The organism is Microbacterium neimengense (assembly GCF_054782995.1).
Map to the genome: position 1 here is coordinate 291,384 of NZ_BAAGRK010000015.1, position 26,598 is coordinate 317,981.

The 26,598-nt window shown below is 69.0% G+C and carries 23 protein-coding genes; 15 read left to right on the forward strand and 8 right to left on the reverse strand.

Features of this window, described 5'->3' with window-relative positions:
• Positions 1-39 precede the first annotated feature (39 nt).
• Positions 40-474 carry an RDD family protein gene (locus ACYVJS_RS11960; RefSeq protein WP_460740145.1) on the forward strand — a complete coding sequence of 145 codons (435 nt, stop codon included), beginning with the start codon at positions 40-42 and terminating at the stop codon, positions 472-474.
• Positions 475-477: 3 nt separating this feature from the next.
• On the opposite strand, the gene ACYVJS_RS11965 is transcribed toward ACYVJS_RS11960, so the two are convergent.
• Complete coding sequence (locus ACYVJS_RS11965; protein WP_460740146.1) at positions 478-1,188, reverse strand: DUF4191 domain-containing protein; 711 nt, start codon at positions 1,186-1,188, stop codon at positions 478-480.
• Positions 1,189-1,306: 118 nt separating this feature from the next.
• Here ACYVJS_RS11965 and ACYVJS_RS11970 point away from each other — a divergent pair, with 118 nt between their 5' ends.
• Positions 1,307-2,575 (forward strand): hypothetical protein, encoded by a 1,269-nt coding sequence (locus tag ACYVJS_RS11970; protein WP_460740147.1) that lies wholly within the window; start codon positions 1,307-1,309, stop codon positions 2,573-2,575.
• A gap of 12 nt (positions 2,576-2,587) precedes the next feature.
• Here the strand turns inward: ACYVJS_RS11970 and sucB are convergent, their stop codons facing one another.
• From sucB to ACYVJS_RS11985, 3 genes are read right to left on the reverse strand one after another with little or no spacing between them, the layout of a single operon-like run.
• Positions 2,588-4,300, reverse strand: a complete 1,713-nt coding sequence (gene sucB / locus ACYVJS_RS11975) for a 2-oxoglutarate dehydrogenase, E2 component, dihydrolipoamide succinyltransferase (RefSeq protein ID WP_460740148.1) — start codon at positions 4,298-4,300, stop codon at positions 2,588-2,590.
• Between the two features lie 55 nt (positions 4,301-4,355).
• Complete coding sequence (gene lpdA / locus ACYVJS_RS11980; protein WP_460740149.1) at positions 4,356-5,726, reverse strand: dihydrolipoyl dehydrogenase; 1,371 nt, start codon at positions 5,724-5,726, stop codon at positions 4,356-4,358.
• Entirely contained in the window at positions 5,723-7,192 is a 1,470-nt protein-coding gene (locus tag ACYVJS_RS11985; RefSeq protein ID WP_460740150.1) for a leucyl aminopeptidase, read from the reverse strand. The genes lpdA and ACYVJS_RS11985 overlap by 4 nt, the downstream gene beginning before the upstream one ends.
• 81 nt (positions 7,193-7,273) lie before the next feature.
• Between ACYVJS_RS11985 and ACYVJS_RS11990 the strand changes: the two genes are divergently transcribed.
• From ACYVJS_RS11990 to ACYVJS_RS12015, 6 genes are all read left to right on the forward strand, one after another.
• Positions 7,274-8,203 (forward strand): proteasome assembly chaperone family protein, encoded by a 930-nt coding sequence (locus ACYVJS_RS11990; protein ID WP_460740151.1) that lies wholly within the window; start codon positions 7,274-7,276, stop codon positions 8,201-8,203.
• A gap of 200 nt (positions 8,204-8,403) precedes the next feature.
• Positions 8,404-9,756 carry an RNA polymerase sigma factor gene (locus ACYVJS_RS11995; RefSeq protein WP_460740152.1) on the forward strand — a complete coding sequence of 451 codons (1,353 nt, stop codon included), beginning with the start codon at positions 8,404-8,406 and terminating at the stop codon, positions 9,754-9,756.
• A gap of 7 nt (positions 9,757-9,763) precedes the next feature.
• Positions 9,764-11,059, forward strand: coding sequence for a MurT ligase domain-containing protein (locus tag ACYVJS_RS12000; protein ID WP_460740153.1), 1,296 nt, complete (start codon positions 9,764-9,766; stop codon positions 11,057-11,059).
• Positions 11,056-11,802 (forward strand): type 1 glutamine amidotransferase, encoded by a 747-nt coding sequence (locus tag ACYVJS_RS12005; protein WP_460740154.1) that lies wholly within the window; start codon positions 11,056-11,058, stop codon positions 11,800-11,802. The genes ACYVJS_RS12000 and ACYVJS_RS12005 overlap by 4 nt, the downstream gene beginning before the upstream one ends.
• Before the next feature lie 4 nt (positions 11,803-11,806).
• Complete coding sequence (locus ACYVJS_RS12010; protein WP_460740155.1) at positions 11,807-12,460, forward strand: alanine racemase; 654 nt, start codon at positions 11,807-11,809, stop codon at positions 12,458-12,460.
• Positions 12,457-13,491 carry an alanine racemase gene (locus ACYVJS_RS12015; RefSeq protein WP_460740156.1) on the forward strand — a complete coding sequence of 345 codons (1,035 nt, stop codon included), beginning with the start codon at positions 12,457-12,459 and terminating at the stop codon, positions 13,489-13,491. The genes ACYVJS_RS12010 and ACYVJS_RS12015 overlap by 4 nt, the downstream gene beginning before the upstream one ends.
• Before the next feature lie 6 nt (positions 13,492-13,497).
• On the opposite strand, the gene ACYVJS_RS12020 is transcribed toward ACYVJS_RS12015, so the two are convergent.
• The gene (locus tag ACYVJS_RS12020; protein WP_344230746.1) at positions 13,498-13,722 is read right to left on the reverse strand and encodes a DUF7455 domain-containing protein; all 225 of its coding nucleotides are present in this window, start codon (positions 13,720-13,722) and stop codon (positions 13,498-13,500) included.
• Positions 13,723-13,888: 166 nt separating this feature from the next.
• On the opposite strand from ACYVJS_RS12020, the gene ACYVJS_RS12025 reads away from it, so the two are divergent.
• Entirely contained in the window at positions 13,889-15,958 is a 2,070-nt protein-coding gene (locus tag ACYVJS_RS12025; RefSeq protein WP_460740157.1) for a DNA gyrase/topoisomerase IV subunit B, read from the forward strand.
• Positions 15,959-16,079: 121 nt separating this feature from the next.
• Here ACYVJS_RS12025 and ACYVJS_RS12030 read toward each other — a convergent pair whose 3' ends face one another.
• On the reverse strand, positions 16,080-18,539 hold the full coding sequence (locus ACYVJS_RS12030; RefSeq protein ID WP_460740158.1) for a DNA gyrase/topoisomerase IV subunit A: 2,460 nt from the start codon (positions 18,537-18,539) through the stop codon (positions 16,080-16,082).
• 54 nt (positions 18,540-18,593) lie between these two features.
• Here ACYVJS_RS12030 and ACYVJS_RS12035 point away from each other — a divergent pair, with 54 nt between their 5' ends.
• On the forward strand, positions 18,594-19,715 hold the full coding sequence (locus ACYVJS_RS12035) for an alkaline phosphatase family protein (protein WP_460740159.1): 1,122 nt from the start codon (positions 18,594-18,596) through the stop codon (positions 19,713-19,715).
• A gap of 6 nt (positions 19,716-19,721) precedes the next feature.
• On the opposite strand, the gene sepH is transcribed toward ACYVJS_RS12035, so the two are convergent.
• Complete coding sequence (gene sepH / locus ACYVJS_RS12040; RefSeq protein WP_460740160.1) at positions 19,722-20,741, reverse strand: septation protein SepH; 1,020 nt, start codon at positions 20,739-20,741, stop codon at positions 19,722-19,724.
• A 213-nt stretch (positions 20,742-20,954) separates the two neighbouring features.
• Here sepH and ACYVJS_RS12045 point away from each other — a divergent pair, with 213 nt between their 5' ends.
• Positions 20,955-21,248 (forward strand): DUF4193 domain-containing protein, encoded by a 294-nt coding sequence (locus ACYVJS_RS12045; RefSeq protein WP_137416906.1) that lies wholly within the window; start codon positions 20,955-20,957, stop codon positions 21,246-21,248.
• Here the strand turns inward: ACYVJS_RS12045 and ACYVJS_RS12050 are convergent.
• Positions 21,223-21,693, reverse strand: coding sequence for a DUF3093 domain-containing protein (locus tag ACYVJS_RS12050; protein WP_460740161.1), 471 nt, complete (start codon positions 21,691-21,693; stop codon positions 21,223-21,225). The two genes, ACYVJS_RS12045 and ACYVJS_RS12050, sit on opposite strands and share 26 nt — an antisense overlap.
• A gap of 21 nt (positions 21,694-21,714) precedes the next feature.
• Between ACYVJS_RS12050 and dut the strand changes: the two genes are divergently transcribed.
• The 4 genes from dut (at position 21,715) to ACYVJS_RS12070 (ending at position 26,532) form a co-directional block, all read left to right on the forward strand.
• Entirely contained in the window at positions 21,715-22,170 is a 456-nt protein-coding gene (gene dut / locus ACYVJS_RS12055) for a dUTP diphosphatase (protein WP_460740162.1), read from the forward strand.
• On the forward strand, positions 22,167-22,766 hold the full coding sequence (locus tag ACYVJS_RS12060; RefSeq protein ID WP_243227932.1) for a DUF3710 domain-containing protein: 600 nt from the start codon (positions 22,167-22,169) through the stop codon (positions 22,764-22,766). The genes dut and ACYVJS_RS12060 overlap by 4 nt, the downstream gene beginning before the upstream one ends.
• Complete coding sequence (locus ACYVJS_RS12065; protein ID WP_460740163.1) at positions 22,763-23,557, forward strand: DUF3159 domain-containing protein; 795 nt, start codon at positions 22,763-22,765, stop codon at positions 23,555-23,557. The genes ACYVJS_RS12060 and ACYVJS_RS12065 overlap by 4 nt, the downstream gene beginning before the upstream one ends.
• A 140-nt stretch (positions 23,558-23,697) precedes the next feature.
• Positions 23,698-26,532, forward strand: coding sequence for an aconitate hydratase (locus tag ACYVJS_RS12070; protein WP_460740164.1), 2,835 nt, complete (start codon positions 23,698-23,700; stop codon positions 26,530-26,532).
• Positions 26,533-26,598: the final 66 nt, after the last annotated feature.

The window sequence follows — 26,598 nt, forward strand, 5'->3', positions numbered from 1 at the left end:
GTTTCCGGGATGTTACGGGTCCCCGATTAGGGTTGATGCATGTCCGAGACCCCCGTCGAGTCCAGCTATCCCGGTGAGCGCCTCGGGCTGCCCCGCACCGGATCGACGTCGGTTGCGCGTGTCGGCAGGCGCCTGCTCGCACTGCTGATCGACTGGACGTGCGCCACGATCCTGGCGGTCGCATTCCTCCGGTACGACCCGTGGGCCCTGCCGGGGGAGGCGGGGTTGTCGGCCTTCGCGCCGATGCTGGTGTTCGCGCTGGTGCAGATCCTGTTCATCCCGCTGATCGGCGGGAGTCCGGGGCACCGCATCCTCGGGATGCGACTGGTTCTCGTCCGCGGCGGATGGATCGGTCTCTGGCGGCCCATCGTCCGCACGGTGCTACTGCTGCTCGTCATCCCCGCGGTGGTCTGGGACGCCGATCAGCGGGGACTGCACGATCAGGCCGCGGGCAGCGTCCTCATCCGCGGCTGAGGATCAACGCGGGCGCTGGGCGCGCACGCGGTTGGGGTCGACGCCCTTCGGGATCGGCAGCGACGTCAGCGACTGCGACACCGACTCGATGCGCTTGATGACGGCGGCCATCGTGGTGCGGTCGATCTTCTTGGGGAGAGCCTTGATCGTGCTCGCGAGCTTCGCGATCGGAACCTCGTCCTCGCCGTGGCCGACGTAGAGCACGGTCACGGGCACGCCGGACGCCACGCGCTGCGCCTTCGAGCGCTCGTCGGCGATGAGACGCGTCAGACGACCGCGCGCTCCCTCTCCCACGAGGACGATGCCGCCGCGGCCGACGGCACGGTACACGGCCTCCTGGGTGCGGGGGTTGATGCCGACGGGCATCTCGCTGGCCTGCCAGCGGCGTCCGAGCGAGACCGACATCACGCGTCCGGCGGCACCTGGCATGCCGTCGATCTGCTTGTACATCGCGGTGGTCGACAGGCGGGTCGTCAGGATGAGCGAGCCCAGGATGCCGGCGAACAGGCCCGTGATGCCCCAGAGGATCACGCTCCAGACAGCGAACGGCGGGATGAGGAAGCCGACGCCAGCGCCGAGCGCGATGCCGAGCAGCACGATGCCGATCAGGGCGTACGGCAGCCAGGAGTACGCGTCCTTGGTGTAGCGGTACAGGGTCTTCAACTGCGAGAAGAATCCGGGGCGCTTCTCGGGGGCGGAATCGCGGGCTGCCATACCCTCCAGCCTACCGGTGCCGTCCGATCTCTTCTCCCCACCTCGGGGCAGTGCACCGAGCGTCCTCCGCTCTGGGAAACGCGGCGGTGCCTGCCGCTCCGGCGGACACGATCAGAACATGTCCTCGTCCCTCCTGCCCGCCCCGCCGCCGCTGCGTTCGCTCCTGGAACCCGTCGTCCTGCGCTCCGTCGGAGCCGATACGGCCCCGTTCGGCGGGGACATCGTGGTCCACGAAGGTGAGCCGGTACTGGCGGTGCCGGTCGCCGCGGTCGAGGGCACGGGGATCTGGGCGGCCTCAGGCGAACACGTCCTGGCCCCACTGGATGTCGTCGGTACGGCCGAGGGGCCGCTCGTCCTGCTCCCGGCGGTCCGCTGCACACTGGAGTCCCTGGTTCGTCGGCGGGCAACGGTGGCACCCGGTGAGGCCGTCACCATCGCCGTGAGCCTGCTCCGCGGCGTCGCGGCCGAGACCACCGCGCATCCGCGAGGCACATGCGTCGGAAACTGGTGGCTGGATAACGCCGGTGCGCCGCTGTTCGTCCACGGTCACGAGGGGGCCGCCGCGGCGGCCGGAGCCGCGGATCTGCTGACGATGCTGGATAGCGGTGACCACGATGTCGCCGCACGCGCGATCGCCGCCGCCGCCGTCGCCGTTCGCGACACGAGACGTCTGCTCGGAGGGCTCTGCGCCCTGGAGGACGACTTGTTCGCTGCGGCGCGGCCACAGGCGGTGCGCATCGAGGAACCATCCATCGCGACCTCGATCACCCGCGCGCAGGCGCGTGCGGAAGTGAACCGGCCGACACCGACGTGGCGCCGATTGACCGTCGCGATGGACGGTTCGCTCAGCGACCTGGTCGCAGAGCGTGTCGACGCCCTGCGTCAGCGCTGGCGGCGCTCGACGCCGGCGCAGAAGCCGCCGCGCTCTCGTCGTCCCGTGCTGCTGGTCGGGCTCGGCGTCGTGGCTCTCGTTCTCGCCGTCGGGCTCCTGTGGCCGGAGCCCGGAGACACGGCACCGCTGCCGGCGTCGTCGGGAGCTTCTCTCCCCGCGGAGGTTGCCGGCACCATGGCGCCACCCGTCGAATCTCCTGCCGCGCCGGTGCGGGACGACCCCGTCGACGCGGCGCGCGCATTGCTCGCCGAATGGAAGGCGTGCGAGGAGGAGTCCTGTCGGCAGAAACTCCAGGAAGCGCGGATCGACGCCGACCCAGCGGGTGCGGCCATGGTCGCGGACGTGGCACTGACGCTCATCGACGATCTCGGCGGTCTTACGCTCGTGCGCGCCGACGACCCGAGGGGTTCAGCGGCGTCGCAAATCGTTGCGATCGTGCGTCAGAACGACGAATGGGTGCTGCGCGGCATCCATGATGTCGCGCAGCACCCATAAGGTGCGGGAGGGTCAGATCCCGAGGTCTCCGGCGAAGTCGGCCGTCTCGAGGCGCGTCTTCATCGCTGAGAGGAAGCGTGCCGCGTCCGCGCCGTCGATGATCCGGTGGTCGTACGAGAGCGCAAGGTAGACGTAGGAGCGGACGGAGAATGCGTCCTTGCCGTCCACCGTCACGACACCGGGGCGCTTGACGACCGTGCCGGTGCCGAGGATGGCGGACTGCGGCAGGAACACGACCGGGGTGTCGAACAGCGCACCGCGCGAGCCGGTGTTCGTGACCGTGAACGTTCCGCCGGCAAGCTCGTCGGGCTTCAGCTTGTTGTCACGCGTGCGGGCCGCGAGGTCGGCGATGTCGTGGGCGATCTGGGCGAGGTTCTTCTCGCCCGCCTCGCGCACGACAGGCGTCAGCAGACCGCGCTCGGTGTCGACCGCGATCGAGATGTTCTCGCTCGGCGGGTAGACGATCTGGTCGCCATCGACGGTCGCGTTGATGACGGGGTAGGTCTTCAGCGCCTCGGCGGCGGCCAGCACGAAGAACGGCAGGAAGGAGAGCTTGTCGCCCGTCTTCTGCTGGAACTCGTTCTTGACGCCGTCACGGAACAGCGCGACCTTCGTCACGTCGACCTCGACCACGGTCGTGAGCTGAGCGGTGGCCTGCATCGACTCGACGGCGCGCTTCGCCAGCACCTTGCGAAGACGCGACATCGGCTGGGTCGTGCCGCGGAGCTCGGACACCTCGACGGGAGCCTTGGCCGCGGCCGGAGCCGCGGGTGCGGATGCCGCGGCGGGGGTGGCAGCAGCCTCTGCGGCCTTCAGTACGTCCTCCTTGCGGATGCGGCCGCCGACGCCCGAACCGGTGACGGTGGCGAGGTCGACACCCTGCTGAGCGGCGAGGCGGCGCACGAGCGGCGTCACATACCCCGAGCCCTCGTCGCCGGAGATCTCGGCCGCGGGGGCCGGTGCCGGAGCAGCGGCGGGGGCCGGTGCGGGTGCCGGGGCAGCGGCCGGAGCCGGCGCGGCAGCGGGGGCGGGCGTCGCGGGAGCCTCGGCTTCGGTCTCCTCGACCTCGACGGGCTTCTCGGTGGACGGAGCCTCCGGAGCGGCCTCGGCGGCCGGCGCGGCGCCGTCGCCGATGCGTGCGAGCGGGCTGCCGACCGCGACCGTCTCGTCCTCCTGGACCAGGATGGCCTGCAGGGTACCGGCGAACGGCGCGGGGATCTCGGTGTCGACCTTGTCGGTGGAGATCTCGAGCAGCGGCTCGTCGACGGCGACCTCGTCGCCCACGGACTTGAGCCAGCGGGTGACGGTGCCCTCGGTGACGCTCTCGCCGAGCTCCGGCAGAACGACGTCACGGCCACCGGATGCGGCGGGCGCCGCTGCGGGCGCGGCCTCTGCGGCCGGTTCGGGTTCGGCGGCCGGAGCAGTCTCGGCGGCGGGCTGCGCGGCCGCAGCCACCTCGGGCTCTGCGGCGGGAGCCGCTGCTCCCGAGCCGTCGCCGATCTTCGCGAGGACGGCTCCCACCTCGACGGTGTCGTCCTCCTGGAAGAAGATCTCTTCGATCACGCCGCTGACCGGCGAGGGGATCTCGGTGTCGACCTTGTCGGTGGAGATCTCGAGCAGACCCTCGTCCGCCTCCACCGTGTCACCCACATTCTTGAGCCAGCGGGTGACCGTTCCCTCGGTGACGCTCTCGCCGAGAGCGGGGAGGACAACGGAAGTGCTCATGGGATTTGCTCCTTCGAACTGCGATATCAGTGTCTAGCTTAGTGAAGCCGAAGCCTCATAGCGTGTGCAGGGGCTTGCCTGCCAGGGCCAGGAACGCCTCGGACAGCGCCTCGCTCTGCGTGGGGTGCGCGTGGATGAACGGGACGACATCCTCGGGGTGCGCTTCCCAGCCGATCACCAGCTGGGCCTCGGTGATCAGCTCGCCCACTCGCGGACCCGCGAGATGGACGCCCACCACGGGACCGTCGATACGTCGGATCACCCTCGCGACGCCGCCGCCGCCCAGGATCTCACTGCGTGCATTGCCCGCGAGGTTGTAGTCGACGACGCGGATGCCGTCGGCACCGTAGCGCTGCTCGGCCTCCTGGCGCGTGATGCCGACCGACGCGAGCTCGGGCGAGCTGTACACGACGCGCGGCACGAGTTCGTCCGACACGATCGTCGGCTCCTGACCTGCGATCCGCTCGGCGACGGCTATGCCGTGCTGGAACCCGCGGTGCGCGAGCTGCGGGCCCGCGACGATGTCCCCGACGGCCCAGATTCCAGGGACGGACGTGCGCAGCCGGTCGTCGACGACGACGAAGCCGCGGTCGAGGACGACCCCGACCTCTTCGAGTCCGATCCCGTCGGCCGCGGGTTCACGCCCCACGGCCACCAGCAGGTAGTCGCCGGTGAGGACGGTGCCGTCCGCCAACTCGACCCGCACATGCTCCGCATCCTGCGTGACGGCGGAGAAGGGAGAGCCGAGCCGGGTCTGGATGCTGCGGCGGCGGAAGGCGCGGGCGAGCTGCTGGCGCAGGAGCTCGTCCTCCGCGGGTACGAGGGTGTCGGCGGCCTCGACGACTGTGACTTCGGCTCCGAGGGAACGCCACAGGCTGGCGAACTCCACGCCGATGACTCCTCCGCCCAGCACGATCACCTGCGACGGCACCTCGTCGAGCTCGAGCGCCGTCTCGCTGGAGAGGATGCGGCCGCCGAGCTCGATTCCGAGAGTGCGGGTGCGGGCGCCGGTGGCGACGATGATGTCGGTCGCTGCGATGGTGTCGCTGTCGACCTCGACGACGCCGGGGGAGGCGATCCGGCCGCGGCCGGGCACGATCTCCACGCCGCGTGCCGCGAGCAGGCCCTGCAGTCCCTTGTATTTCTTTGCGACCAGATCGGTACGGAATGCGTGCATCGCGGGGACATCGATCGCCTCGAGCGTCGCCTTCACGCCCAAGGACGGCCCTTCACGGACCGCATCCGCCGTCTCGCCGACGTGCAGGAGCGCCTTCGTGGGGACGCATCCCCGGTGCAGGCATGTGCCGCCGACCTTGTCGGCTTCGATGACGACGACCTTCTTCCCCAGCTCCGCGGCGCGCAGCGCGGCCGCGTAGCCGCCGCTGCCGCCGCCGATGATGGCGACGTCAGTGCTGCGGGCGGTCACCGCGAAGATCCGGTGACGAGGTCGATGAGGCTGCGGACGGTGGCAGCCGTGGGGCCCTTGTCGGTGAAGCCGTAACCGGCGCCCTTGTTCATTCCGACACCAGCGATGTCGAGGTGCACCCATGGGATGCGGGGCGAATCCGGGCCGTCGGTCCTGCCGACGAACCGCTGCAGGAAGAGGCCCGCGAACAGGGAGCCGGCCGCGGGGTCACCGATCTTGGCATTGACCATGTCGGCGATCGGGGAATCGAGCTCCTCCTCCATGTGCGCGGGGAGCGGAAGGCGCCAGGAAAGCTCCGAGACCCGCTCGGCCGACGCGAGGTACTCGGCGACCGCGTCGTCGGAACCCATGACGCCGGTCAGACGGTTGCCGAGCGCGACGGTGATGGCGCCGGTGAGGGTGGCGACGTCGACGATCAGGTCGGGGTTCTCGCGGCTCGCGGCGACGAGGCCGTCGCCCAGGACGAGGCGGCCCTCCGCATCCGTGTTCAGCACCTCGACGGTCGTGCCGTCGGCCATGCGCAGCACATCACCCGGGCGAGTCGCGCGGCCGGACGGCATGTTGTCGGCGATGCAGAGCCACGCGGTGACGTGGACGTCAGCGGAGAGCTGCGCCGCCGCTCGGACGACCGCGAGCACGGTCGCGGCGCCGCACATGTCGTACTTCATGCCGACCATGGAGGCGGCGGGCTTGAGCGAGAGGCCGCCGGTGTCGAAGGTGATGCCTTTGCCGACGAGCGCGATGTGACGCTTCGCATCGGCGGGGGAGTAGTCGAGGCGGACGAGTCGGGGCGGGCGGTCGGAGCCCTGACCGACGCCGAGGATCCCCCCGAAGCCCTCTTCGCGCAGCCGCACCTCGTCGTAGACCTCAACCGAGATCGGGAGATCGGCGACGAGCGCGGTGGCCTGGTCCGCGAGATCGGCAGGCCCCAGCCACTCGGCGGGCGTGGAGACGAGATCCTTCACCACGGCGGCGGCGGACGCGTTCGCCCGCGCGGCGGCGAGGTCTGCCTCGGAACCTTCGGCGTGCACGGTCACCGATTCGGCGCGTGTCTTGCCCACCGAACTCTTGTAACCCGCGAAACGGTAGCCGCCCAGGCCCGCACCTTCCGCGAGCTCACGCGCCCCGCCCTCGACCGACGGTGCGGCGACCGAGAGCGAGGCGAAGCCGACGAGGGTGCGCACGCCGGCGCCCGCGGCGAAGCGCAGTGCGCCACCGTCCGGCGAGGCTCCGGTGCCGACGACAGCGACCGGAACCGAGGGAAGCTCGCTCGCTCCCGGGAAGACCACGCGCTGCACGGCCCCGGCAGCGCCGGTGAAGCTGACCGCCTCCAGCGTGTCGCGCATCGCGGCGCCGAGCCCGTCCTCGTAGAACGCGTCGTCGAGGGGAGGCAGCGCCAGCAGCAGCGCGTCCGCGGTGCTGTCGGTGAGGGGGGCCGAGGTGAAGTGCAGATCCGGGAACGGCATGACTCCATCCTAAGGACGCCGACGCGAGTAGAGACGGCCCACACGGGCCTTCGCGTGTTCGAGGCCTCGTACCATGGAGGAATGTCCTGGACCCCGCCGCTGTATGAGAGCGTCGACGACGCGCCCGCGGTGCCCACCGGGTTGCCGCTCGTGATCCTGCTCACGGGTTTCACGGATGCGGGCTCCGCCGTGTCGCAATCGATCGGGTATCTGCGTGACGAGGCGAGCCCCACCGTGCTCCTGCGCTTCGAGAACGACGTCCTGCTCGACTACCGCGCGCGCAGGCCCCAGATCACCTTCGACGCCGACCACCTCACCGACTACCGTCCGGCGCGCCTCGAACTCTCACTCGCCTATGACGCGCTCTCGCGTCCCTTCCTGCTGCTGGCCGGCTACGAGCCCGATTTCGCGTGGGAGGCGTTCGCCAACGCCGTGCTGGGCGCGGCGACGGCCTTCGCGGTCTCATCGGTCACGTGGGTGCACGCGATCGGCATGCCTGTGCCGCACACGCGCCCCCTGGGTACGACGGTCTCGGGAAACCGCTCCGCGCTCACCGAGGCGCATTCGGTCTGGAAGCCGCACACGACCGTGCCCGCGACGGTGGGACACCTACTCGAGTACCGCTTCGTCGCATCCGGCCACTCCGTCGCCGGTTTCGTCCTGCTGGTGCCGCACTATCTGAGCGACACCGAGTATCCGGCGTCGGCCATCACCGCACTCGACAGCATCACGGCCGCCACGGGCCTCGTGTTCGCCGTCGACGATCTGCGCGAACAGAACGAGGACTTCCTGTCGAAGGTCGGCGAGCAGGTGAGCGCGAGCGACGAACTCACCACGATGCTCACGGGCCTGGAGGAGCGTTACGACGCCTACATGGCAGGCGCGACGCTGGCGACACCGCTCCTCCACGAGGCGGATCTGCCCAGCGCCGACGAGATCGCGGCGGAGCTGGAACGCTTTCTCGCCAACGGCTCCCACGACGACGATCAACGAGGACCGAGTTTCGGCTGACGCCAGGCGTCTGGGGAATGCAGGGGGATTCGGGGGCGTTGTCAAGAGGAACAGGCCGCGTGTGCAAAGCCGCGGCCGGGGGTATGAGACAATAGAGCACCGGCCCGTTGTCGATCAAGGAGTTTCCCGCTCCGGACTTGACAAGGGTCTTACTCGTGTTCGAGAACGACCGGCGTGATCGCGTCGGTGAAAGGTGAACCGTGACTCCTGGCACGAAGACCGAATCCCGCTCGCGGAAGACCGCGGCGCCGGGTGACGAGGAGGTCGTCGACACGGCGACCGAGACCGCGGCGCCGGCCAAGAAGGCGCCCGCGAAGAAGGCTCCGGCCAAGAAGGCTCCGGCGAAGAAGGCGCCCGCCAAGAAGAAGGCAGCGGCCGAGGACGAGGAAGAGTTCGAGGACGACGTCGATGTGGACGTCGAGGTCGACGACAGCGACGACAGCGACGACGCCGAAGAGGGCGACGAGCAGGAGGCCGCGGGCGACAAGAAGACCGCCAAGGCTTCTGACGACGATGCAGACGACGAGGATGGCGAGAACACCAAGCCCGCCTTCAGCGAGCCGCTTCCGACCGGCGCGATCGTCATCTCCTCGAGCGACGAGGACGACGTTCCCGTCTACTCGACCCAGATCACTGGCGCCACCGCCGACCCCGTCAAGGACTACCTCAAGCAGATCGGCAAAGTCCCGCTCCTGAATGCGGCCGAAGAGGTCGAGCTGGCCATGCGGATCGAGGCGGGTCTGTTCGCCGAGGAGAAGCTGTCGAAGATGTCGGCGGCCGAGAAGTCGACGCAGCTCGGGCTGGACCTGCAGTGGGTCGCACGCGACGGGCAGCGCGCCAAGAGTCACCTGCTGGGTGCGAACCTGCGCCTGGTCGTCTCGCTCGCAAAGCGGTACACCGGACGCGGCATGCAGTTCCTGGATCTCATCCAGGAGGGCAACCTCGGTCTCATCCGTGCCGTTGAGAAGTTCGATTACACCAAGGGCTTCAAGTTCTCGACGTACGCGACGTGGTGGATCCGTCAGGCCATCACCCGCGCCATGGCCGACCAGGCGCGCACCATCCGCATCCCGGTGCACATGGTCGAGGTCATCAACAAGCTGGCCCGCGTTCAGCGTCAGATGCTCCAGGACCTGGGTCGCGAACCCACGCCCGAAGAGCTCAGCCGCGAGCTCGACATGACCCCCGAGAAGGTCATCGAGGTGCAGAAGTACGGACGTGAGCCGATCTCGCTGCACACGCCGCTGGGTGAAGACGGCGACAGCGAGTTCGGCGACCTCATCGAGGACACCGAGGCCGTGGTCCCCGCCGATGCGGTAGGTTTCACCATGCTGCAGCGCCAGCTCGAGTCTCTGCTGGACTCGCTGAGTGAGCGCGAGGCGGGTGTCATCCGCATGCGTTTCGGCCTCGGCGACGGCCAGCCCAAGACCCTCGACCAGATCGGTGACACGTTCGGTGTGACCCGCGAGCGGATCCGCCAGATCGAATCGAAGACCATGGCGAAGCTGCGGCACCCCAGCCGCTCGCAGTCGCTGCGCGACTACCTGGAGTGATCGGGGCGTGAGCGGCAGCATCCGTTATGTCCCCGCGGTGCTCGCAGGCAAGGCCGCCCGTTTCGCCACGCGTCTGCGTGGCGGCGGGTCGGCCTTCCCGGGCTACCTCGCCAACCGGCTCGCGCCGACTCTGCTGAGCAGTCTGGCGGCGCAGTTCCCGTACGGTGTGGTCTTCGTCCTCGGCTCCAACGGCAAGACGACGACCACGCACATGGTCAGCGAGGTGCTGCGCGCCCACGGTCTGCGCGTGTTCACCAACCCGACCGGCGCGAATCTGCCCCAGGGCGTGACCAGCGCGCTCCTGGCCGAAGCGACGCCCACCGGCAAGGTCCGGGCCGACGTGGCCGTGCTCGAGGTGGACGAAGGGTACGCGGCGGATCTCGCCGACATCCTCTCGCCTCGCGTCATCGTCGCGCTCAATGTGCAGGTCGACCAGCTCTACCGTTTCTACGAGACGGAGCGCGTTGCCGACATGATGCTCGACGCGGCGACCCGCGCGTCTGTGCGCGTGGTGGTCAACCGCGACGATCCGTACCTCAGCAAGATCGACGCTGCGGCACTGCGGTCGCCGGTGTCGTTCTTCGGCGCGTCGAGCGAGGTCGTCGCCGCGTCGGCGCACGGACTGAACAACGCCGCCGACACCCGTAGCGGCATGGTCGGTGCACTCGATCATCCGGCCGAGAGCGAGGTCACCGCGGTGGCCGGGCGCAATGTCGAGATCACCCTCGACGGTCGGCCGATCGCTGTGACATTGCCTGCTCGCGGGCTGCACTACGCCGTGGACGCGGCAGCCGCGATCAGCACCGCGCGCCATGTTCTCGGCGAGGACTTCCGTGCAGATGCGGCCGCTGCGGGCTTCTCGAAGATGACCCCGGCCTACGGCCGAGGCGAGCTCGTTCCGCTACGTCGCGATCGTTCGGGCGAACAGGTCGAGTTCGTGATGTTCAAGAACGGTCCCAGTCTGCAGCTCAACGTCGATGCGCTCGACGGCGCGCCCGAGCGCATTCTCATGGCCATCGACGAAGGCACCCCCGATGTGTCGTGGCTCTACGACGTCGATCTCAGCGCGTTCGATCACGTCGACGTCGTCACGGGGGAGAAGGCGCACCAGATCGCGACGCGACTCGCGTACGCGGGCATCCCGATCGGCGTAGTGGAACCTGATATGGAGAAGGCGGTCGAACTCATGCGGGCATTCGCTCCCACCTCGGCCGGCCGCCAGATCTGGTTCGTGAACTACGAGCTCATGATGATCGGTCGCCGCATCCTCGGCTATGGCGACCAGGAGGTGGCTCGACGATGACGGCGCTGCGAATCGTTCAGCTCTACCCTGATCTGCTCGGCGTGACGGGCGACCGCGGGAACGTGGAGGTCCTCGCCGCACGTGCGTCGCTGGCCGGCCACGAGACCGAGGTGACTCTTGTCGGCCTCGGCGAAGACGCTCCGGCGGAAGTCGACATCGTCGTGATCGGCAACGGTCCGCTCTCCGCGCTGCGTGTGGTGCGAGACGACCTCGAGAGCCGCCGAGAGTGGCTCGCGGCGCTCATCGGAGCGGGGGCGGTCGTACTCGCCGTGGGTGGGGGATCCGAGCTGCTCTCGGAGGGCATCGATCTCGTCGACGGCACGCACCTCGACGGGCTCGGACTCATCCCTGCCCGCGTGGGCCGGACCAAGCAGCGCCGTGTGGGCTATGTCGTCGCCGATACCGCCGATGGGAAGCTCATCGGATTCGAAGACCACGCGTCGCTGTGGCGTCTGGGCGACCCCGGCTTCGCGTACGGGACCGTGACTGCCGGCAACGGTGGCATCGAGGGCGGTTTCGAGACCGTCCGCATGGGCACGGTCTACGCGACGAATGTTCAGGGGCCGGTGCTGCCGCTGAATCCCCACCTGGCCGATGCACTGCTCTCCCAGGCGTTCACGCGCCTGGACACCACATATTCGCCGGGGCCGGCGCATGCCGAGATCGACGCTCACGCCCTCGCGGCGCGCGCAGAGATCGAGCGCCTGGCTGTCGACAAGCGCTTCACCGCCATCCAGCTCTGACCGTATGAGCGACGACGGCGCACCCGTGGCACGCATCCGCACGTCGGCCATCGTGGCCAACGTGCGATCGGCCGGTGTCACCGTGCCGGTCGTCGATCTCCGACGCGATGCCTATGGGCACGGGCTCATTCACGTTGCCGACGCGCTGCGGGCAGGCACGGACGCCCTACTTCTCGTCGATGAGACCGCCGAGCTCATCGATCGCGATCGCACGGTGACGGCCGGAGCCGCGACCCTCGCGCCGGACGTCGTGTTCGGATGGGCGCAGACTCTTCCGGCAATGACACTCGTGGGTACCGTTCTGTCCACCAAAGCTCTGCGGGCGGGTGAGGGCGTCTCGTACGGCTACCTCCACCGTGCGTCGGAGGACACGCGCGTGGCGCTCGTCACGGGCGGCTATGCGCAGGGCGTGGTGCGCGAACTCGGCAATCGAGCGTCTGTCGTCATCGGTGGTTCCTCGTATCCGATCGTGGGTCGTGTCGCGATGGATGTGTGTGTCGTCGACATCGGCGCCGCGTCCGTCGCGAGAGGCGAGCGCGCAGTGTTCTTCGGCGACGACGGACCGCGTGTGGCTGACTGGGCGCACGTGACCGGATGGCGAGCGGACGAGATCGCCACTGCCGTGGGACTGCGAGCCCGTCGGGTGGTGACGACGTGAGTTCTGTGCTGCACGTCGACCTCGATCGACTCGCCCGCAACATCGATGTCGTGCGCGCTCGCGTGGAGCCGGCCGCTCTCATGCTCGTGGTCAAGGACGACGCGTACGGGCACGGTGTGGCGCAGGTGGTCCGCCGCGCCGTCGCCGAGGGCATCGGCTGGATCGGCGCCTTCGACGTGGCGACGGCGCTCGAGGTGCGGCGGGCCGTGGGGCAGGAGGCACGTGTCTTCGTCTGGATGATCGCGGGCGAGGGCGCGATCCGCTCGGCGCTCGATGCCGACCTCGACCTCGGCGTCGGCGATGCGGCCCTTCTCGAGGAAGTCGCGGAGGTCGCCCGCGTGCGGGGCCTTCGCGCCCGCATCCATCTGAAGATCGACACCGGTCTGCACCGCAACGGCATCCGGCCCGAGGAGTGGACGGATGCGGTGAGCCGCGTCGTCGCGCTGGCGCGTGAAGGCGTCGTGCAACTCACCGGCGTGTGGAGCCACATCGCCGAGGCCTCCGACGAGGAGGACGATCTGTCGCGGGCCGCCTTCGAACAGGCGGTTGCGGCCGTGACGGCTGCGGGATTCGACCGCCCGCTCCGCCATCTCGCCGCGAGCGCTGCGTCGTCGGCCCGCGCGGAGTTCCGGTACGACCTCGTCCGGGTGGGGGCGTTCTGCTACGGAATCCGCCCCGCGGGCGGGCCGGCCGACGCCGAGCTGGGGATCGCGCCGATCGGCTCGTGGGAGGCAGAGGTGCTCTCAGTGGACGGCGACCGGGTACGCATCGGTGCGGGAGCGCTCGACGGGCTGGTCTCGGCGCTGGCGGGGCGTGTCGACGTTACGACGCCCGCAGGGCCTCGGCGTTTGGTGGCGGTGGATGGCGTGAGCGCACTTGTCAACGGATGGGACGGTGCGCGCGTGGGGGACGTGGTGCGCATCTATGGCACGGATGCGGCGAGCCCCACCGATCTGGCCGAGGCGATCGGCACGATCGGTGAGGAGATCGCGCTGCGGGTATCGCCGCTCGTGGAGCGGCGATACCGCTGAAGCGGATCAGACCGCGTCGACCAGGCGAGCAGTCTCGTCGTGCCAGCTGGTGGCGACGGCGCGAAGCTTCTCTTCGTACTTGCGGCCATGGTGCGCGCAGAACAGCAGTTCACTGCCGTTGACCTCGGCGGCGATGTAGGCCTGCGCTCCGCATGAGTCGCAGCGGTCGGCAGCAGTCAGCCGGTGTTCCAGTACGGCGGACTGCTCGGTGGGTGTCGACATCGTGCTCATCGGAGACCTCCTCGGTGCGTCGGGCGAGTACGGATATGACATGTAACCATGCGCACCTACGACCCATGCCCGCTGTGCGGCGTGTTTCGCTGACCGCGTACGGCGGCCCTGGCGATGTCGTGTCTGTGCAGAGCCGCGGGGGTGGCCCCGGATACCCTTGAGGATTGTGACTGCCGAGTACTCCGCCCACCATCTGCAGGTCCTCGAAGGCCTCGAGGCCGTCCGCAAGCGCCCGGGCATGTACATCGGCTCCACCGACTCCCGCGGACTGATGCACTGCCTGTGGGAGATCATCGACAACTCCGTCGACGAGGCCCTGGACGGGCACGGTTCGCGCATCGACATCCTGCTCCACGCCGACGGCAGTGTCGAGGTGCGGGACCGCGCGCGCGGCATCCCCGTCGACGTCGAGCCGCGCACCGGACTGACCGGCGTTGAGGTCGTCTTCACGAAGCTGCACGCCGGCGGCAAGTTCGGGGGCGGCTCCTACGCCGCATCCGGCGGTCTGCACGGTGTCGGCGCGTCCGTCGTGAACGCGCTCTCGGAGCGCCTGGACGTCGAGGTCGACCGCGGCGGCAAGACCTACGCCATGTCGTTCCACCGGGGCGAACCCGGTACGTTCGCCGGCGATTCGCCGGACGCGCCGTTCACTCCCTACCAGCGCTCGTCGGAGCTGCGCGTCGTGGGCAAGGCGCCGCGCGGAGTGACGGGAACCCGCATCCGCTACTGGGCGGACCGGCAGATCTTCACGAAGGACGCGACGTTCGGGCTCGACGAACTCGTGCAGCGCGTGCGCCAGACCGCGTTCCTGGTGCCCGGGCTCGAGATCGTGGTCGACGACCAGCGCGGCGAGGAGCGGGTGGAGACCAGCTACCGCTTCGACGGCGGCATCTCCGAGTTCGCCGAGTTCCTGGCGCCCGATGCGCCGATCACCGATACCTGGCGTCTGGCCGGCGAGGGCACGTTCACCGAGACGGTTCCCGTGCTGCAGCCTTCGGGCGCGATGGTGCCGACCGAGCTCGAGCGCTCGTGCGAGGTCGACGTCGCGCTGCGCTGGGGAACCGGCTACGACACGACCATGCGCTCGTTCGTGAACATCATCTCGACCCCGAAGGGCGGAACGCACCAGGCGGGCTTCGAGGCCGGCCTGATGAAGGTCGTCCGCAGCCAGGTCGAGCAGAACGCCCGTCGGCTCAAGGTGGGCAACGACAAGCTCGAGAAGGACGACATCCTCGCGGGGCTCACGGTCGTTCTCACGGTGCGTCTGCCGGAGCCGCAGTTCGAGGGTCAGACGAAGGAGATCCTCGGCACGCCGGCCGTCCGCCAGATCGTGGCCAACGTGGTCTCGCGTGAACTCACGGCGAAGTTCACCTCCACGAAGCGCGACGACAAGAACCAGACCGCGCAGCTGCTGGAGAAGGTCGTCTCGGAGATGAAGGCGCGAATCTCCGCACGCACCCACAAAGAGACGCAGCGTCGGAAGTCCGCTCTCGAGTCCTCGTCCCTGCCCGCGAAGCTCGCTGACTGCCGTACGAACGAGGTCGCCGACTCCGAGCTGTTCATCGTGGAGGGCGACTCGGCCCTCGGTACCGCGAAGCTGGCCCGCAACAGCGAGTACCAGGCTCTGCTGCCGATCCGGGGCAAGATCCTCAACGTGCAGAAGGCATCGATCAGCGACATGTTGTCCAACGCCGAGTGCGCCGCGATCATCCAGGTGATCGGTGCAGGTTCCGGCCGCTCCTTCGACATCGACGCCGCGCGTTACGGCAAGGTCATCCTGATGAGCGATGCTGATGTCGACGGCGCCCACATCCGCACCCTTCTGCTCACGCTCTTCTTCCGTTACATGCGTCCGCTGGTCGAAGCCGGACGCGTCTACGCCGCCGTGCCTCCGCTGCACCGTGTGGTCGTGATGAACCCGGGCGCGAAGCCGAACGAGACGATCTACACGTACAGCGAGAAGGAGCTGCACACGCTGCTCGCCAAGCTGCAGAAGGCCGGCAAGCGCTGGCAGGAGCCTGTCCAGCGTTATAAGGGCCTGGGCGAGATGGACGCCGACCAACTCGCGACCACGACGATGGACCGCGCCGGTCGCATGCTCCGTCGCGTGCGCGTGGAGGACGCGGATGCGGCGAACGCGGTCTTCGAGCTCCTGATGGGCAACGAGGTCGCCCCGCGCCGCGACTTCATCGTCACCTCGAGCGACCGGCTCTCTCGCGACGCCATCGACGCCTGACCCGCCGCATCCGACCGGTCTCGGGTTCCTTTCCCGCGAGACTGCATTCGCGCCACGAGATCACGGGTAATACCCGTGATCTCGTGCGGGAGATGCAGTCTCGCGGGGCGAACGGGGGAGGTTAGGCGATGACGGTGCCGACGGCGCCGATCACGTCGTCGAAGGGCTGACCGGATGCGTCGCGCTTCGCGCCCGCCTCGGGGAGCGTACGCACAGCGCCGTCGGGACCGACGGCGCGCGGCTGGTCGCCGACCCACGCGAGCATGAGGGTGTCCTCGCCCTTCAGGAAGCGCTGCGCACGCACTCCGCCGGTCGCGCGCCCCTTCGCGGGGAACTCGGAGAGGACGGAGACCTTGCCGCTGCCGCCGGCGGTGCCCGCGAGCGCCTGCGAGGAGTCCGCGATCGTCACGACCACGGACTCTTCGGATGCGGTGACGGCGGTGAACATGATCACCTTGGCGCCCTCGGCGAGTCGGATGCCGGCCATGCCGCCGGCGCTCTTTCCCTGCGGACGCACCGCGGTCGCGTCGAAACGCAGCAGCTGCGCGTCCGAGCTCACGAAGACGAGTTCGACGTCGTCGGGTGCCATAGCCGCGCCGACGACGCGGTCGCCGGGCTTCAGGGCGATGATCTCCGCATCCGGCTTGCCGGGCGCCAGCTCGGTGACGGCGACGCGCTTGACGACGCCCTGGGCGGTGCCCAGGGCGATCGGGGCGGCCGCGTCGAGCGGGACGAGCGCGAGGACATGCTCGTTCGCGCCGAGACCGAGGTACTGATCGGCCTTCGCGCCGGCCGCGGGCTGCACGCTGTTGCCGGGGACCGAAGGGAGGTCGACCGGCGAGAAGCGCACGAGGCGTCCGGCGCTGGTGACGGCCCCCAGATCGCCGCGGACCGTCGCATCCACCGCGCTGCGAATGGCGTCGTGCTTGCTGCGCCGCGCGGGCGGGACGATGCCGCCGTCGAGCGCATCCGCGACGAGCTCGGCGCGCAGCATCCGGCCGGTCGCCGTGAGGAACACGCGGCACGGTGCATCGGCGATCTGCAGGTCAGCGGAGGCCGCGGCCTTCGCGCCGCGGGGGGTGACAGGACCGCCGTTCAGCAGCAGAGTGCGACGCGGCGTGCCGTACGTGTCGGATGCGGCCTCCAGCTCGCGAGCGACCTGGGCGCGCAGGAGCACATCGCTGCCGAGCAACTCCTCGAGTGCCGCGATGTCCGCGTGAAGCTGGTCGCGCTCGGTCTCGAGCTCGATGCGCGAGAAGCGGGTGAGGCGTCGCAGGCGCAGCTCGAGGATGTACTCCGCCTGCAGCTGCGAGAGGTCGAACACTTCGATCAGGCGTGTGCGCGCCTGCTCGCTGTCGTCCGAGGACCGGATGACCTGGATGACCTCGTCGATGTCGAGGATCGCGATGAGCAGGCCCTCGACGAGGTGCAGTCGTTCCTGCTTGCGTGCGAGACGGTAGCGACTGCGGCGCGTGACGACGGAGATGCGGTGGTCGAGATAGACGCGCAGCAGCGGCTTCAGACCGAGCGTCTGGGGCTGACCGTCGACGAGGGCGACGTTGTTGATGCCGAACGAGTCCTCCAACGGCGTCAGCCGGTAGAGCTGGTCGAGGACGGCCTTGGGATCGAACCCCGTCTTGATCGTGATGACCAGGCGCAGCCCGTGGTTGCGATCGGTGAAGTCCGCCACATCCGCGATGCCGGTGAGCTTCTTCGCGTTGACGGCGTCCTTGATCTTCTCGATCACGCGCTCCGGACCCACCATGTACGGCAGCTCGGTCACGACCAGGCCGGTGCGACGGGGGCCGAGCGACTCGACCGACACCTTGGCTCGGGTCCGGAAGCTCCCGCGGCCCTGGGCGTAGGCGTCCTTGATGCCGTCGAGGCCGACGATGACTCCGCCACCGGGCAGGTCAGGACCCGGAACGAACTCCATGAGCTCTTCGAGCGTCGCATCCGGGTTGTCGAGCAGGTGAATGGCGGCCGCGACGACCTCGTTGAGGTTGTGCGGCGCCATGTTGGTCGCCATGCCGACCGCGATACCGGTCGTGCCGTTGACGAGCAGGTTGGGGAAGGCGGCGGGGAGGACTTCGGGCTGCTGGAACTGGCCGTCGTAGTTGGGGATGAAGTCGACGACGTCCTCGTCGAGGTTCTCGGTGAGCGCGAGCGCGGCCGGCGCCAGACGCGCCTCCGTGTAGCGGGCGGCGGCGGGACCGTCGTCGAGGGAGCCGAAGTTCCCGTGTCCGTCGACGAGCGGCACCCGTAGCGCGAAGTCCTGGGCGAGGCGCACGAGCGCGTCGTAGATGGGGGAGTCGCCGTGGGGATGCAGCTTTCCCATGACCTCGCCGACGACGCGTGCGCTCTTCACATGTCCGCGGTCGGGGCGAAGCCCCATGTCGGCCATCTGGAACAGGATGCGTCGCTGCACGGGCTTGAGTCCGTCGCGCGCGTCCGGGAGAGCACGCGAGTAGATGACCGAGTACGCGTACTCGAGGAAGGACCCCTGCATCTCGGCAGACAGGTCGATGTCTTCGATGCGGCCTTCCTCGGCGGGCGCAGAATCGGACGTGGCTCGGGACATGCAGAACACCTCGGGTCGGAAAGGGCCTGGCGCGGGTATGCGAGACTGGGCCCGATGACCCTCAGCCTACCGGCGGACCCCTCCGGCGCCCCGAGGCTCACCGGTGTGCTGCCCGACGCGATCGCGGCCCTGGACGGCGGCTCGACCCGCTGGCCCGCCGTGCAGAGCCTCATCGTCTTCGTCGTCGACGGACTCGGCGCCGCCAACCTCGCCGAGAACGTCGCCTATGCGCGCTTCCTCGCGGAACATCGCGGCAAGAAGCGGGTCGCGACATCGGTGTTCCCGAGCACGACGGCGGCCGCTCTGACGAGCCTGCTCACCGCATCCGAGGTCGGCCAGCACGGACTCGTCGGCTACCGCGCGCGCGACCCGCTGACGGGACTCGTGCACAACCAGCTCACGGACTGGGGCCCTCGCGCGCTCGACCCGCTCACATGGCCTCAGATCGCCCCGCTGAGCGCGACCGACACCGCGCACCGCTGGGTCGTGGCCTCCAAGCCCGAGTACGCCGGCACGGGTTTCACGGAAGCCACGCTCCGCGGGGCGGAGAACTTCGGCGAGAAGCGGCTGGACGACCGTGTCGAGCGCGCGATCACCGAGGCGCGCAGCGCGCCGGGAACGATCGTCTACCTCTACGCGCCCGAGCTCGACGCGGCCGGTCATCGGCACGGCGTCGCCTCAGATCGGTGGACAGCCGCGCTCGAGGCCGTGGATGCGGCCGCCCGCCGCCTGCACTCCGGTGCCGGTGCGGGTGTCGGGGTGATCCTCACCGCGGATCACGGGATGGTCGACGTCCCGAGACACCGTCAGATCGTCATGACGGAGGGCGATCCCCGACTCGAGGCGGCTGCCGTGGTCGCCGGGGAACCTCGGATGCTGCATCTGTACGCGCATCCCGGTGGCGAAGCGTCCTTGATCCGTGCCTGGCGTGAGGAGCCGACGGCTTGGGTCTTCACTCGAGAGGAGGCGATCGCCGCCGGCCTGTTCGGGGGCCCCGTCTCCGCCGCGGTAGCCGCGCGCATCGGTGACGTGATGGTCGCTTCGCGCGGGCGCGTCGCCTACTACGACGGCCGCCTCGCTGACACGTCTGCGCAGCACATGGTGGGCCAGCACGGCTCGCTCACCACGGAGGAACGGGTCGTCCCCCTGATCGGACTGGGGGGCTTCGCCGGCTGAGGGCGCTCAGCTCTCGTCGGAACGGGCTCCGAAGACGATCTCGTCCCATGAGGGCATCGATGTCCGCCCCTTGCGGCGCCCCGCGTCGGAGGCGGTTTCGGTGCGGGAAGGCTCCGTGGGTGTGGATTCGTTCGACTCGCTGTAGCCCGGCTCCAAGGCATCGAAGAGCGCGACCGGCGCCGGCGAGCGGGTGGGCTCCTCGGAGCTCTCTGCCGTGGGAGCGGCCGTGCGCTGACCGCGTCGGCGGCGCAGCGCCTCCAGCAGATCCGCTGTCTCCGCGGAGGTCTGCACGGCTTCTGGCGCACGCTTGATCGCGGCATCCTGCACGGCCGGGCTCGCCGGTGCCGGCAGGGTCGGGCGTTCCGTCGCGTCGTGGCGGGGTCCGAACGCGCCGCTGTCGAAGCGCGTGTCGTCCTTGATCCCGGGGGTGTCGAGTGCGCGCAGGCGCGGGATGAGTCCCTCGGGGAGCGAACCCTGACGGGAAAGCTGCGTGGCATCGGCGTTCAGCGGCGACAGCGAGCTGCGGCGCGGCTCGAAGCTCCAGCGTGCATCACGTTCGACCTCACCGGCGACGAAGCCCAGCTTGACGACCCACCCGGTGGGCTCCTTCCAGCTGGTCCACCGCTCGCCCGTCGCGCCCGCTTCCGCCAACTTGGCCCGCACTGCGTCGCCGAAGCTGGTCTGGTTGTCGCCGTCGAAGTCGGATCCGAGCAGCACAGGAACCGCGAGCGCCTGTCCGACGATGAACTCGCGTTCGGCGAGCACGGGCGGCTCGAACCGGACGACGTCCTCGAGAGTCGCTCCGAGCACCTCGGCGACCTCGCGTGCCGACAGGCCTGCGCGGATCTGCGCCTGGATCTCGCGGGGGCTGGGGCGGTTCGCCTTGGCGGGCTCTTCGCGCTCCTTGCGCGCCCGACGAAGCTCTGCGCGCAGCACTTCGTCGACGGCCAGGGAGTAGCGCTGCCCGGATTCGGTGGAGACCACCAGCACACCGTCTTCGGTGCCGATCACTCTGAGTTGTTCCATGCGACACACGCCTCCCATCCGCCGTGTGGGCCCATGCTGACACAGGGCATCGCCGCGGGCGGGAATATCCGGGGCGTGGCGCGAGTTTCGATGCGTGCCGACCCCGATGAGAGCACCATGCATCCGCATTTGCTAAATGCCACCCGGTCATGCAAACTATCGCCGCCTGCCCGACGGCGGGAGATCCACAACGCGACAAGAGACACGAGAAGAATGGCTACGGACTACGACGCCCCCCGCAAGACCGAAGACGACAGCGAGTCCATCGAAGCGCTCAAGGAGCGCGTTCCGGACAAGATGTCCGGGGCCGTCGACGTCGAAGACGCCGACAACCCGTCGGGCTTCGAGCTGCCCGGCGCCGACCTTTCGGACCTGGAGCTCGACGTCGTCGTGCTCCCCGCGCAGGAGGATGAGTTCACCTGCGTCAGCTGCTTCCTGGTGAAGCACCGCTCACAGATCGACCACGAGGAGTCGCTCGGCGCTATCTGCGTGGAGTGCGCTGCCTGACCTGCGCTCTGCGCACAGCCGCGGCGAGTCGGTCGGGGGTCCGAGAGGACACCACCCACGCCGGTGTCGGATCGTCCGCATCCTCGACAGGAATGACGACCGCCCCACCGATTCCGCCGCGCACCAGCATCCATGACCGAGGGTCAGCATCCCGGCCACGCGCGAACCGCGCGTCCTCGCCCGTATAGGCGACCGGCGCTCCCAGAAGGTCGACCGGGATGTGGGCGCGACCCGCGCGAAGCTCTCCTTCGCTGACCTCGACGCGAGGAGCGGACGCCATCAGCGCCCAGATGATCAGCGCCGCGACCGCGGCACCCGCCACCAACGCGATCGTGGTGTCGACGGGAGAGAGGGCGAGTGCCACCATCGGAGCGCAGACCGCGGCGGCGACGAGCGTCCGAAGCGAGGGGCTCAGGCGTTCGCGATAGACAACGTCGGAAGTCATGTTCTGCATTACCCTCGTGAGGTGGCCGAAAGCGTGGACATCCCCATTATCGCGCCCGTCGTCCCTGCGTTCGCTCATCCGGGCGACGCCGGGGCCGACCTGATCGCCGCAGAGGGGGTGCGACTCGGACCGGGCGAGCGTGCGCTCGTGGGAACCGGTGTGCGCATCGCGCTGCCCGAAGGGTACGCGGCTTTCGTCATGCCCCGTTCCGGGCTTGCGGCCAAGCACGGGGTCACGGTGGTCAACGCGCCCGGGACCGTCGATGCGGGCTACCGTGGCGAGATCAAGGTCGCGCTCTTGAACACCGACCGCACCGAGGCCTACGAGGTCTCGGCCGGGGATCGGATCGCACAGCTGGTGGTTCTTCCCATCCCGCCGGTTCGCTTCTTCCCGGTCGATGAGCTGCCCGCCAGCGTGCGCGGCGAAGGGGGCTTCGGCTCCACCGGATACGACACTTCTGCGAGGACGACCCGATGACCGACGCATCTCTGGAACCGAGCGGCAAGAGCGCTCCGATCGACCGCGAGACCGCGGGGCCCTTCGACGAGTCCGAGGTGAACCCGGTCCGTCCCTACATCGACCTGGGCGCGATCAAGGTGCTTCCGCGAGAGGGACTGAACCTGCGGCTCGAAGTCGAGGAGCAGACCAAGCGCATCGTCGCCGTCGGACTCGATTACGCCGACTCGACACTCCAGGTGCAGCCGTTCGCCGCACCCCGCTCGAGCGGGCTCTGGGAGGAGACGCGCGAGCAGATCCGTCAGCAGGTGCGCCAGCAGGGCGGTCGGGTCGAGGAGCGGGAAGGTCCGCTCGGTCCGGAGCTCCTCGCCGAGGTTCCGGTCGTCGTGGCCGGTGACGCCGGCAGCGGCGCCAAGCGACTCGCACGCTTCGTCGGGGTCGACGGCCCCCGTTGGTTCCTGCGCGGCGTGATCGGGGGAGCGGCGACGTCCAACGTCGAAGCCGCTGCTCAGATCGAGGATCTGTTCCGCTCGCTGGTGGTGGTGCGAGGCGGCACGCCGATGCCCCCGCGCGATCTGATCCCCCTCAAGATGCCGGCGACCCCGGGCGCGGCGTGAGCTCCGACGAGACGCACGGCGAACGGCCGTCGCTGGAGCCGCCCGCTCCCGCCGAGCCCCGCGCGTCCGAGCTCATCGGTTCCGCGCTGGGCGCGGCCGCGCGACGCGCGGGGATCGATCCTGCGCAGGAAGCGAGCACCGGCCACGTCGTGTGGCACGCCATGGGCGGTTGGCGCGGTGTCGTCGAGTCCGTGCTCCCGAGCCTCCTCTTCGTCATCGTCTACACCGCGACGACGAACCTCGTTCTCTCCCTCGCGACCTCCGTCGGCATCGCCGTCGTGTTCACTGTCGTGCGCTTGCTGCAGAGGTCGCCGGCATCCGCCGCGCTCGGCGGACTGGTCGCAGCCGGTGTCGCCGCTGTGCTGGCTCTGATCACGGGCAATCCCTCCGACAACTTCGTGCCGGGGCTGCTGACGAACGCAGGTTACGGTCTGGCGATGCTCGTCTCGGCACTCATCGGCTGGCCGATCATCGGGCTGGCAGCCGGATATCTGCTGGGCGAGGGCACCTCATGGCGGCAGCTCAAGGCGAAGCGCCGCGCCTACTTCTGGCTCACCATCGCCTGGGCGGCGCTCTTCTTCCTGCGGTTGGGGGTGCAGCTCCCGATCTACTTCTCGTCGCTCGATCCCGCGAATCGGGAGAGCGCGGTGGCGCTGCTGGGAACCCTCAAGATCGCCATGGGCCTGCCGCTTTTTGCGCCTCTCGTGGCAGTCACCTGGCTGACCGTCCGCGCCGTGCACGCGCGGGCCTCGCAGGGCAGCGCCCCCGTCGAGGAGTCCGACGCCCGGTGATACCATTTATCTCGACATCGAGATAAATTTCCGGGCGACGGGGTAAGGCTTACCTTCCTAGCAACCCCTTCCGGACGCGGGGAAGATGGGCAGATCGGGCCCCGCGACGACGCCCGTGAACGCCGACGAAGGAGACAGACGTGTCCACGGTTGACAGCTTCGGTGCGAAAAGCACCCTGACGGTCGGCAGCACCGACTACGAGATCTTCCGTATCGACACGGTCGCCGGTTACGAGAAGCTCCCCTTCAGCCTCAAGGTGCTCCTGGAGAACCTGCTGCGCACCGAAGACGGCGCCAACGTGACAAAGGAGCAGATCCAGGCACTCGGGTCATGGAACCCGGATGCGGAGCCCGACACCGAGATCCAGTTCACGCCCGCGCGCGTGGTGATGCAGGACTTCACGGGTGTGCCCTGCATCGTCGACCTCGCCACGATGCGTGAGGCCGTCACCGCACTCGGCGGCGACCCGAACCGCATCAACCCGCTCTCGCCCGCGGAGATGGTCATCGACCACTCGGTCATCGCGGACCTGTTCGGCTCCGAGAACGCACTCGAGCGCAACGTGGAGATCGAGTACGAGCGCAACGGAGAGCGCTATCAGTTCCTCCGCTGGGGGCAGACGGCCTTCGACGACTTCAAGGTCGTCCCGCCGGGCACCGGCATCGTGCACCAGGTGAACATCGAGCACCTCGCCAAGGTCATCTACGACCGCCCGGTCGACGGCGTGCTGCGCGCGTACCCCGACACGTGTGTCGGCACCGACTCGCACACCACGATGGTCAACGGCCTCGGCGTGCTCGGCTGGGGCGTCGGCGGCATCGAGGCAGAGGCCGCCATGCTCGGTCAGCCCGTCTCCATGCTCATCCCGCGCGTCGTGGGCTTCAAGCTCACCGGCGAGATCCCGGCGGGTGTGACCGCCACCGATGTCGTCCTCACGATCACCGACATGCTGCGCAAGCACGGCGTCGTCGGCAAGTTCGTCGAGTTCTACGGCGAGGGTGTCGCCTCCGTGCCGCTGGCCAACCGCGCCACCATCGGAAACATGAGCCCGGAGTTCGGCTCCACGGCTGCCATGTTCCCGATCGACGACGTGACCCTCGACTACCTGCGCCTCACCGGCCGCAGCGACGAGGCGATCGCCCTCGTCGAGGCGTACGCCAAGGAGCAGTCGCTCTGGCACGACCCCTCGCGCGAGCTGGTCTTCAGCGAGTACATGGAGCTCGACCTCGGGACCGTCGTCCCCTCGATCGCAGGTCCCAAGCGTCCGCAGGACCGCATCCTGCTCTCCGAGGCCAAGGCGCAGTTCGAGAAGGACATCCTGAACTACGCGGCGGCGTCCACCTCGGACTCGATCGTCGACCTCGAGGGCGACCAGTCGTTCCCCGCCTCCGACCCCGGTCCCGTGCCCGGCGACGAGCACGTGCACACAGGTGAGATCCTGATCTCCAGCGGAGGACCGGCGGCGGCGTCCAAGCCCGTCAAGGTCACGCCTGCCGAGGGAGCGCCCTACATCCTGGACAACGGCGCGGTCACCCTCGCGGCGATCACCTCCTGCACGAACACGTCCAACCCGTCGGTCATGATGGCGGCGGGCCTGCTCGCGAAGAAGGCCGTGGAGAAGGGCCTGACGCGCAAGCCCTGGGTCAAGACGACGCTCGGCCCCGGCTCGAAGGTCGTGACCGACTACTACGAGAAGTCGGGCCTCGACAAGTCGCTCGAGGGTCTCGGCTTCTACACCGTCGGCTACGGCTGCACGATCTGCATCGGCAACTCGGGTCCGCTCATCGAAGAGGTCTCCGAGGCCATCAATGAGAACGACCTCGCCGTGACGGCCGTCCTCTCGGGCAACCGCAACTTCGAGGGTCGCATCAGCCCGGACGTGAAGATGAACTACCTCGCGTCGCCGCCCCTCGTGGTGGCCTACGCGCTGGCGGGTTCGATGAACTTCGACTTCGACAACGACCCGCTCGGCAAGGACCAGAACGGCGAGGACGTGTTCCTCAAGGACATCTGGCCTTCCACCGAGGAGGTACAGGCCGTCATCGACACCTCGATCTCGCGTGAGCAGTTCATCAAGCAGTACGCGACCGTCTTCGACGGCGACGACCGCTGGCGGAACCTGCCCACGCCCACCGGTCCGGTCTTCGAGTGGGATGCGGACTCCACCTACGTGCGCAAGGCGCCCTACTTCGACGGCATGTCGATGGAGCTGACTCCCGTCACCGACATCACCGGTGCGCGCGTGATGGCGACTCTGGGCGACTCCGTGACGACCGACCACATCAGCCCGGCCGGCAACATCAAGGCGGGCACCCCCGCCGCGCAGTACCTGACTGAGCACGGCGTCGCGCAGAAGGACTTCAACTCCTACGGCTCGCGCCGTGGAAACCACGAGGTCATGATCCGCGGGACGTTCGCGAACATCCGCCTCAAGAACGCGATCGTCAGCGCGGTCAACGACGGCGCTGTCGTCGAGGGCGGCTACACTCGCGACTTCACGCAGCCCGGCGGTCCGCAGTCGTTCATCTACGACGCCTGCCAGAACTACGCCGCGCAGGGCACGCCTCTGGTCGTCTTCGGCGGCAAGGAGTACGGCTCCGGCTCGTCGCGCGACTGGGCGGCAAAGGGCACGAGTCTCCTGGGCGTGAAGGCCGTCATCACGGAGAGCTTCGAGCGCATCCACCGCTCGAACCTGATCGGCATGGGCGTCGTCCCGCTGCAGTTCCCCGAGGGAGAGAGCTGGTCCTCGCTCGGTCTCGACGGCACGGAGATCGTCTCGATCACGGGCCTGGAGAAGCTCAACGAGGGCGTCACGCCCAAGACGGTGACCGTCACGGCCGAGCCGAGCGAGTTCTCGCCGGAGGGCAAGCAGACGATCACGTTCGAGGCGAAGGTGCGCATCGACACCCCCGGCGAGGCGGACTACTACCGCAACGGCGGCATCCTGCAGTACGTGCTGCGTTCGCTCGTCTGAGCGTCGGCGCCGCAGACGGGTCGGTCCTGGCAAGGGACCGGCCCGTCTTCTGCTGCAGCGGCTAAC

Excerpts from the sequence above, each read along its gene's own strand:
- sepH (WP_460740160.1), bottom strand. The coding sequence starts at position 20,741 with ATGGAACAACTCAGAGTGATCGGCACCGAAGACGGTGTGCTGGTGGTC.
- ACYVJS_RS12035 (WP_460740159.1), top strand. The coding sequence starts at position 18,594 with ATGACCCTCAGCCTACCGGCGGACCCCTCCGGCGCCCCGAGGCTCACC.
- ACYVJS_RS11970 (WP_460740147.1), top strand. The coding sequence starts at position 1,307 with ATGTCCTCGTCCCTCCTGCCCGCCCCGCCGCCGCTGCGTTCGCTCCTG.
- sucB (WP_460740148.1), bottom strand. The coding sequence starts at position 4,300 with ATGAGCACTTCCGTTGTCCTCCCCGCTCTCGGCGAGAGCGTCACCGAG.
- ACYVJS_RS12045 (WP_137416906.1), top strand. The coding sequence starts at position 20,955 with ATGGCTACGGACTACGACGCCCCCCGCAAGACCGAAGACGACAGCGAG.
- ACYVJS_RS11965 (WP_460740146.1), bottom strand. The coding sequence starts at position 1,188 with ATGGCAGCCCGCGATTCCGCCCCCGAGAAGCGCCCCGGATTCTTCTCG.
- ACYVJS_RS12060 (WP_243227932.1), top strand. The coding sequence starts at position 22,167 with ATGACCGACGCATCTCTGGAACCGAGCGGCAAGAGCGCTCCGATCGAC.
- ACYVJS_RS11960 (WP_460740145.1), top strand. The coding sequence starts at position 40 with ATGTCCGAGACCCCCGTCGAGTCCAGCTATCCCGGTGAGCGCCTCGGG.
- ACYVJS_RS12005 (WP_460740154.1), top strand. The coding sequence starts at position 11,056 with ATGACGGCGCTGCGAATCGTTCAGCTCTACCCTGATCTGCTCGGCGTG.
- ACYVJS_RS12010 (WP_460740155.1), top strand. The coding sequence starts at position 11,807 with ATGAGCGACGACGGCGCACCCGTGGCACGCATCCGCACGTCGGCCATC.
- ACYVJS_RS12030 (WP_460740158.1), bottom strand. The coding sequence starts at position 18,539 with ATGTCCCGAGCCACGTCCGATTCTGCGCCCGCCGAGGAAGGCCGCATC.
- ACYVJS_RS11990 (WP_460740151.1), top strand. The coding sequence starts at position 7,274 with ATGTCCTGGACCCCGCCGCTGTATGAGAGCGTCGACGACGCGCCCGCG.
- ACYVJS_RS12050 (WP_460740161.1), bottom strand. The coding sequence starts at position 21,693 with ATGACTTCCGACGTTGTCTATCGCGAACGCCTGAGCCCCTCGCTTCGG.
- ACYVJS_RS11985 (WP_460740150.1), bottom strand. The coding sequence starts at position 7,192 with ATGCCGTTCCCGGATCTGCACTTCACCTCGGCCCCCCTCACCGACAGC.
- ACYVJS_RS12020 (WP_344230746.1), bottom strand. The coding sequence starts at position 13,722 with ATGAGCACGATGTCGACACCCACCGAGCAGTCCGCCGTACTGGAACAC.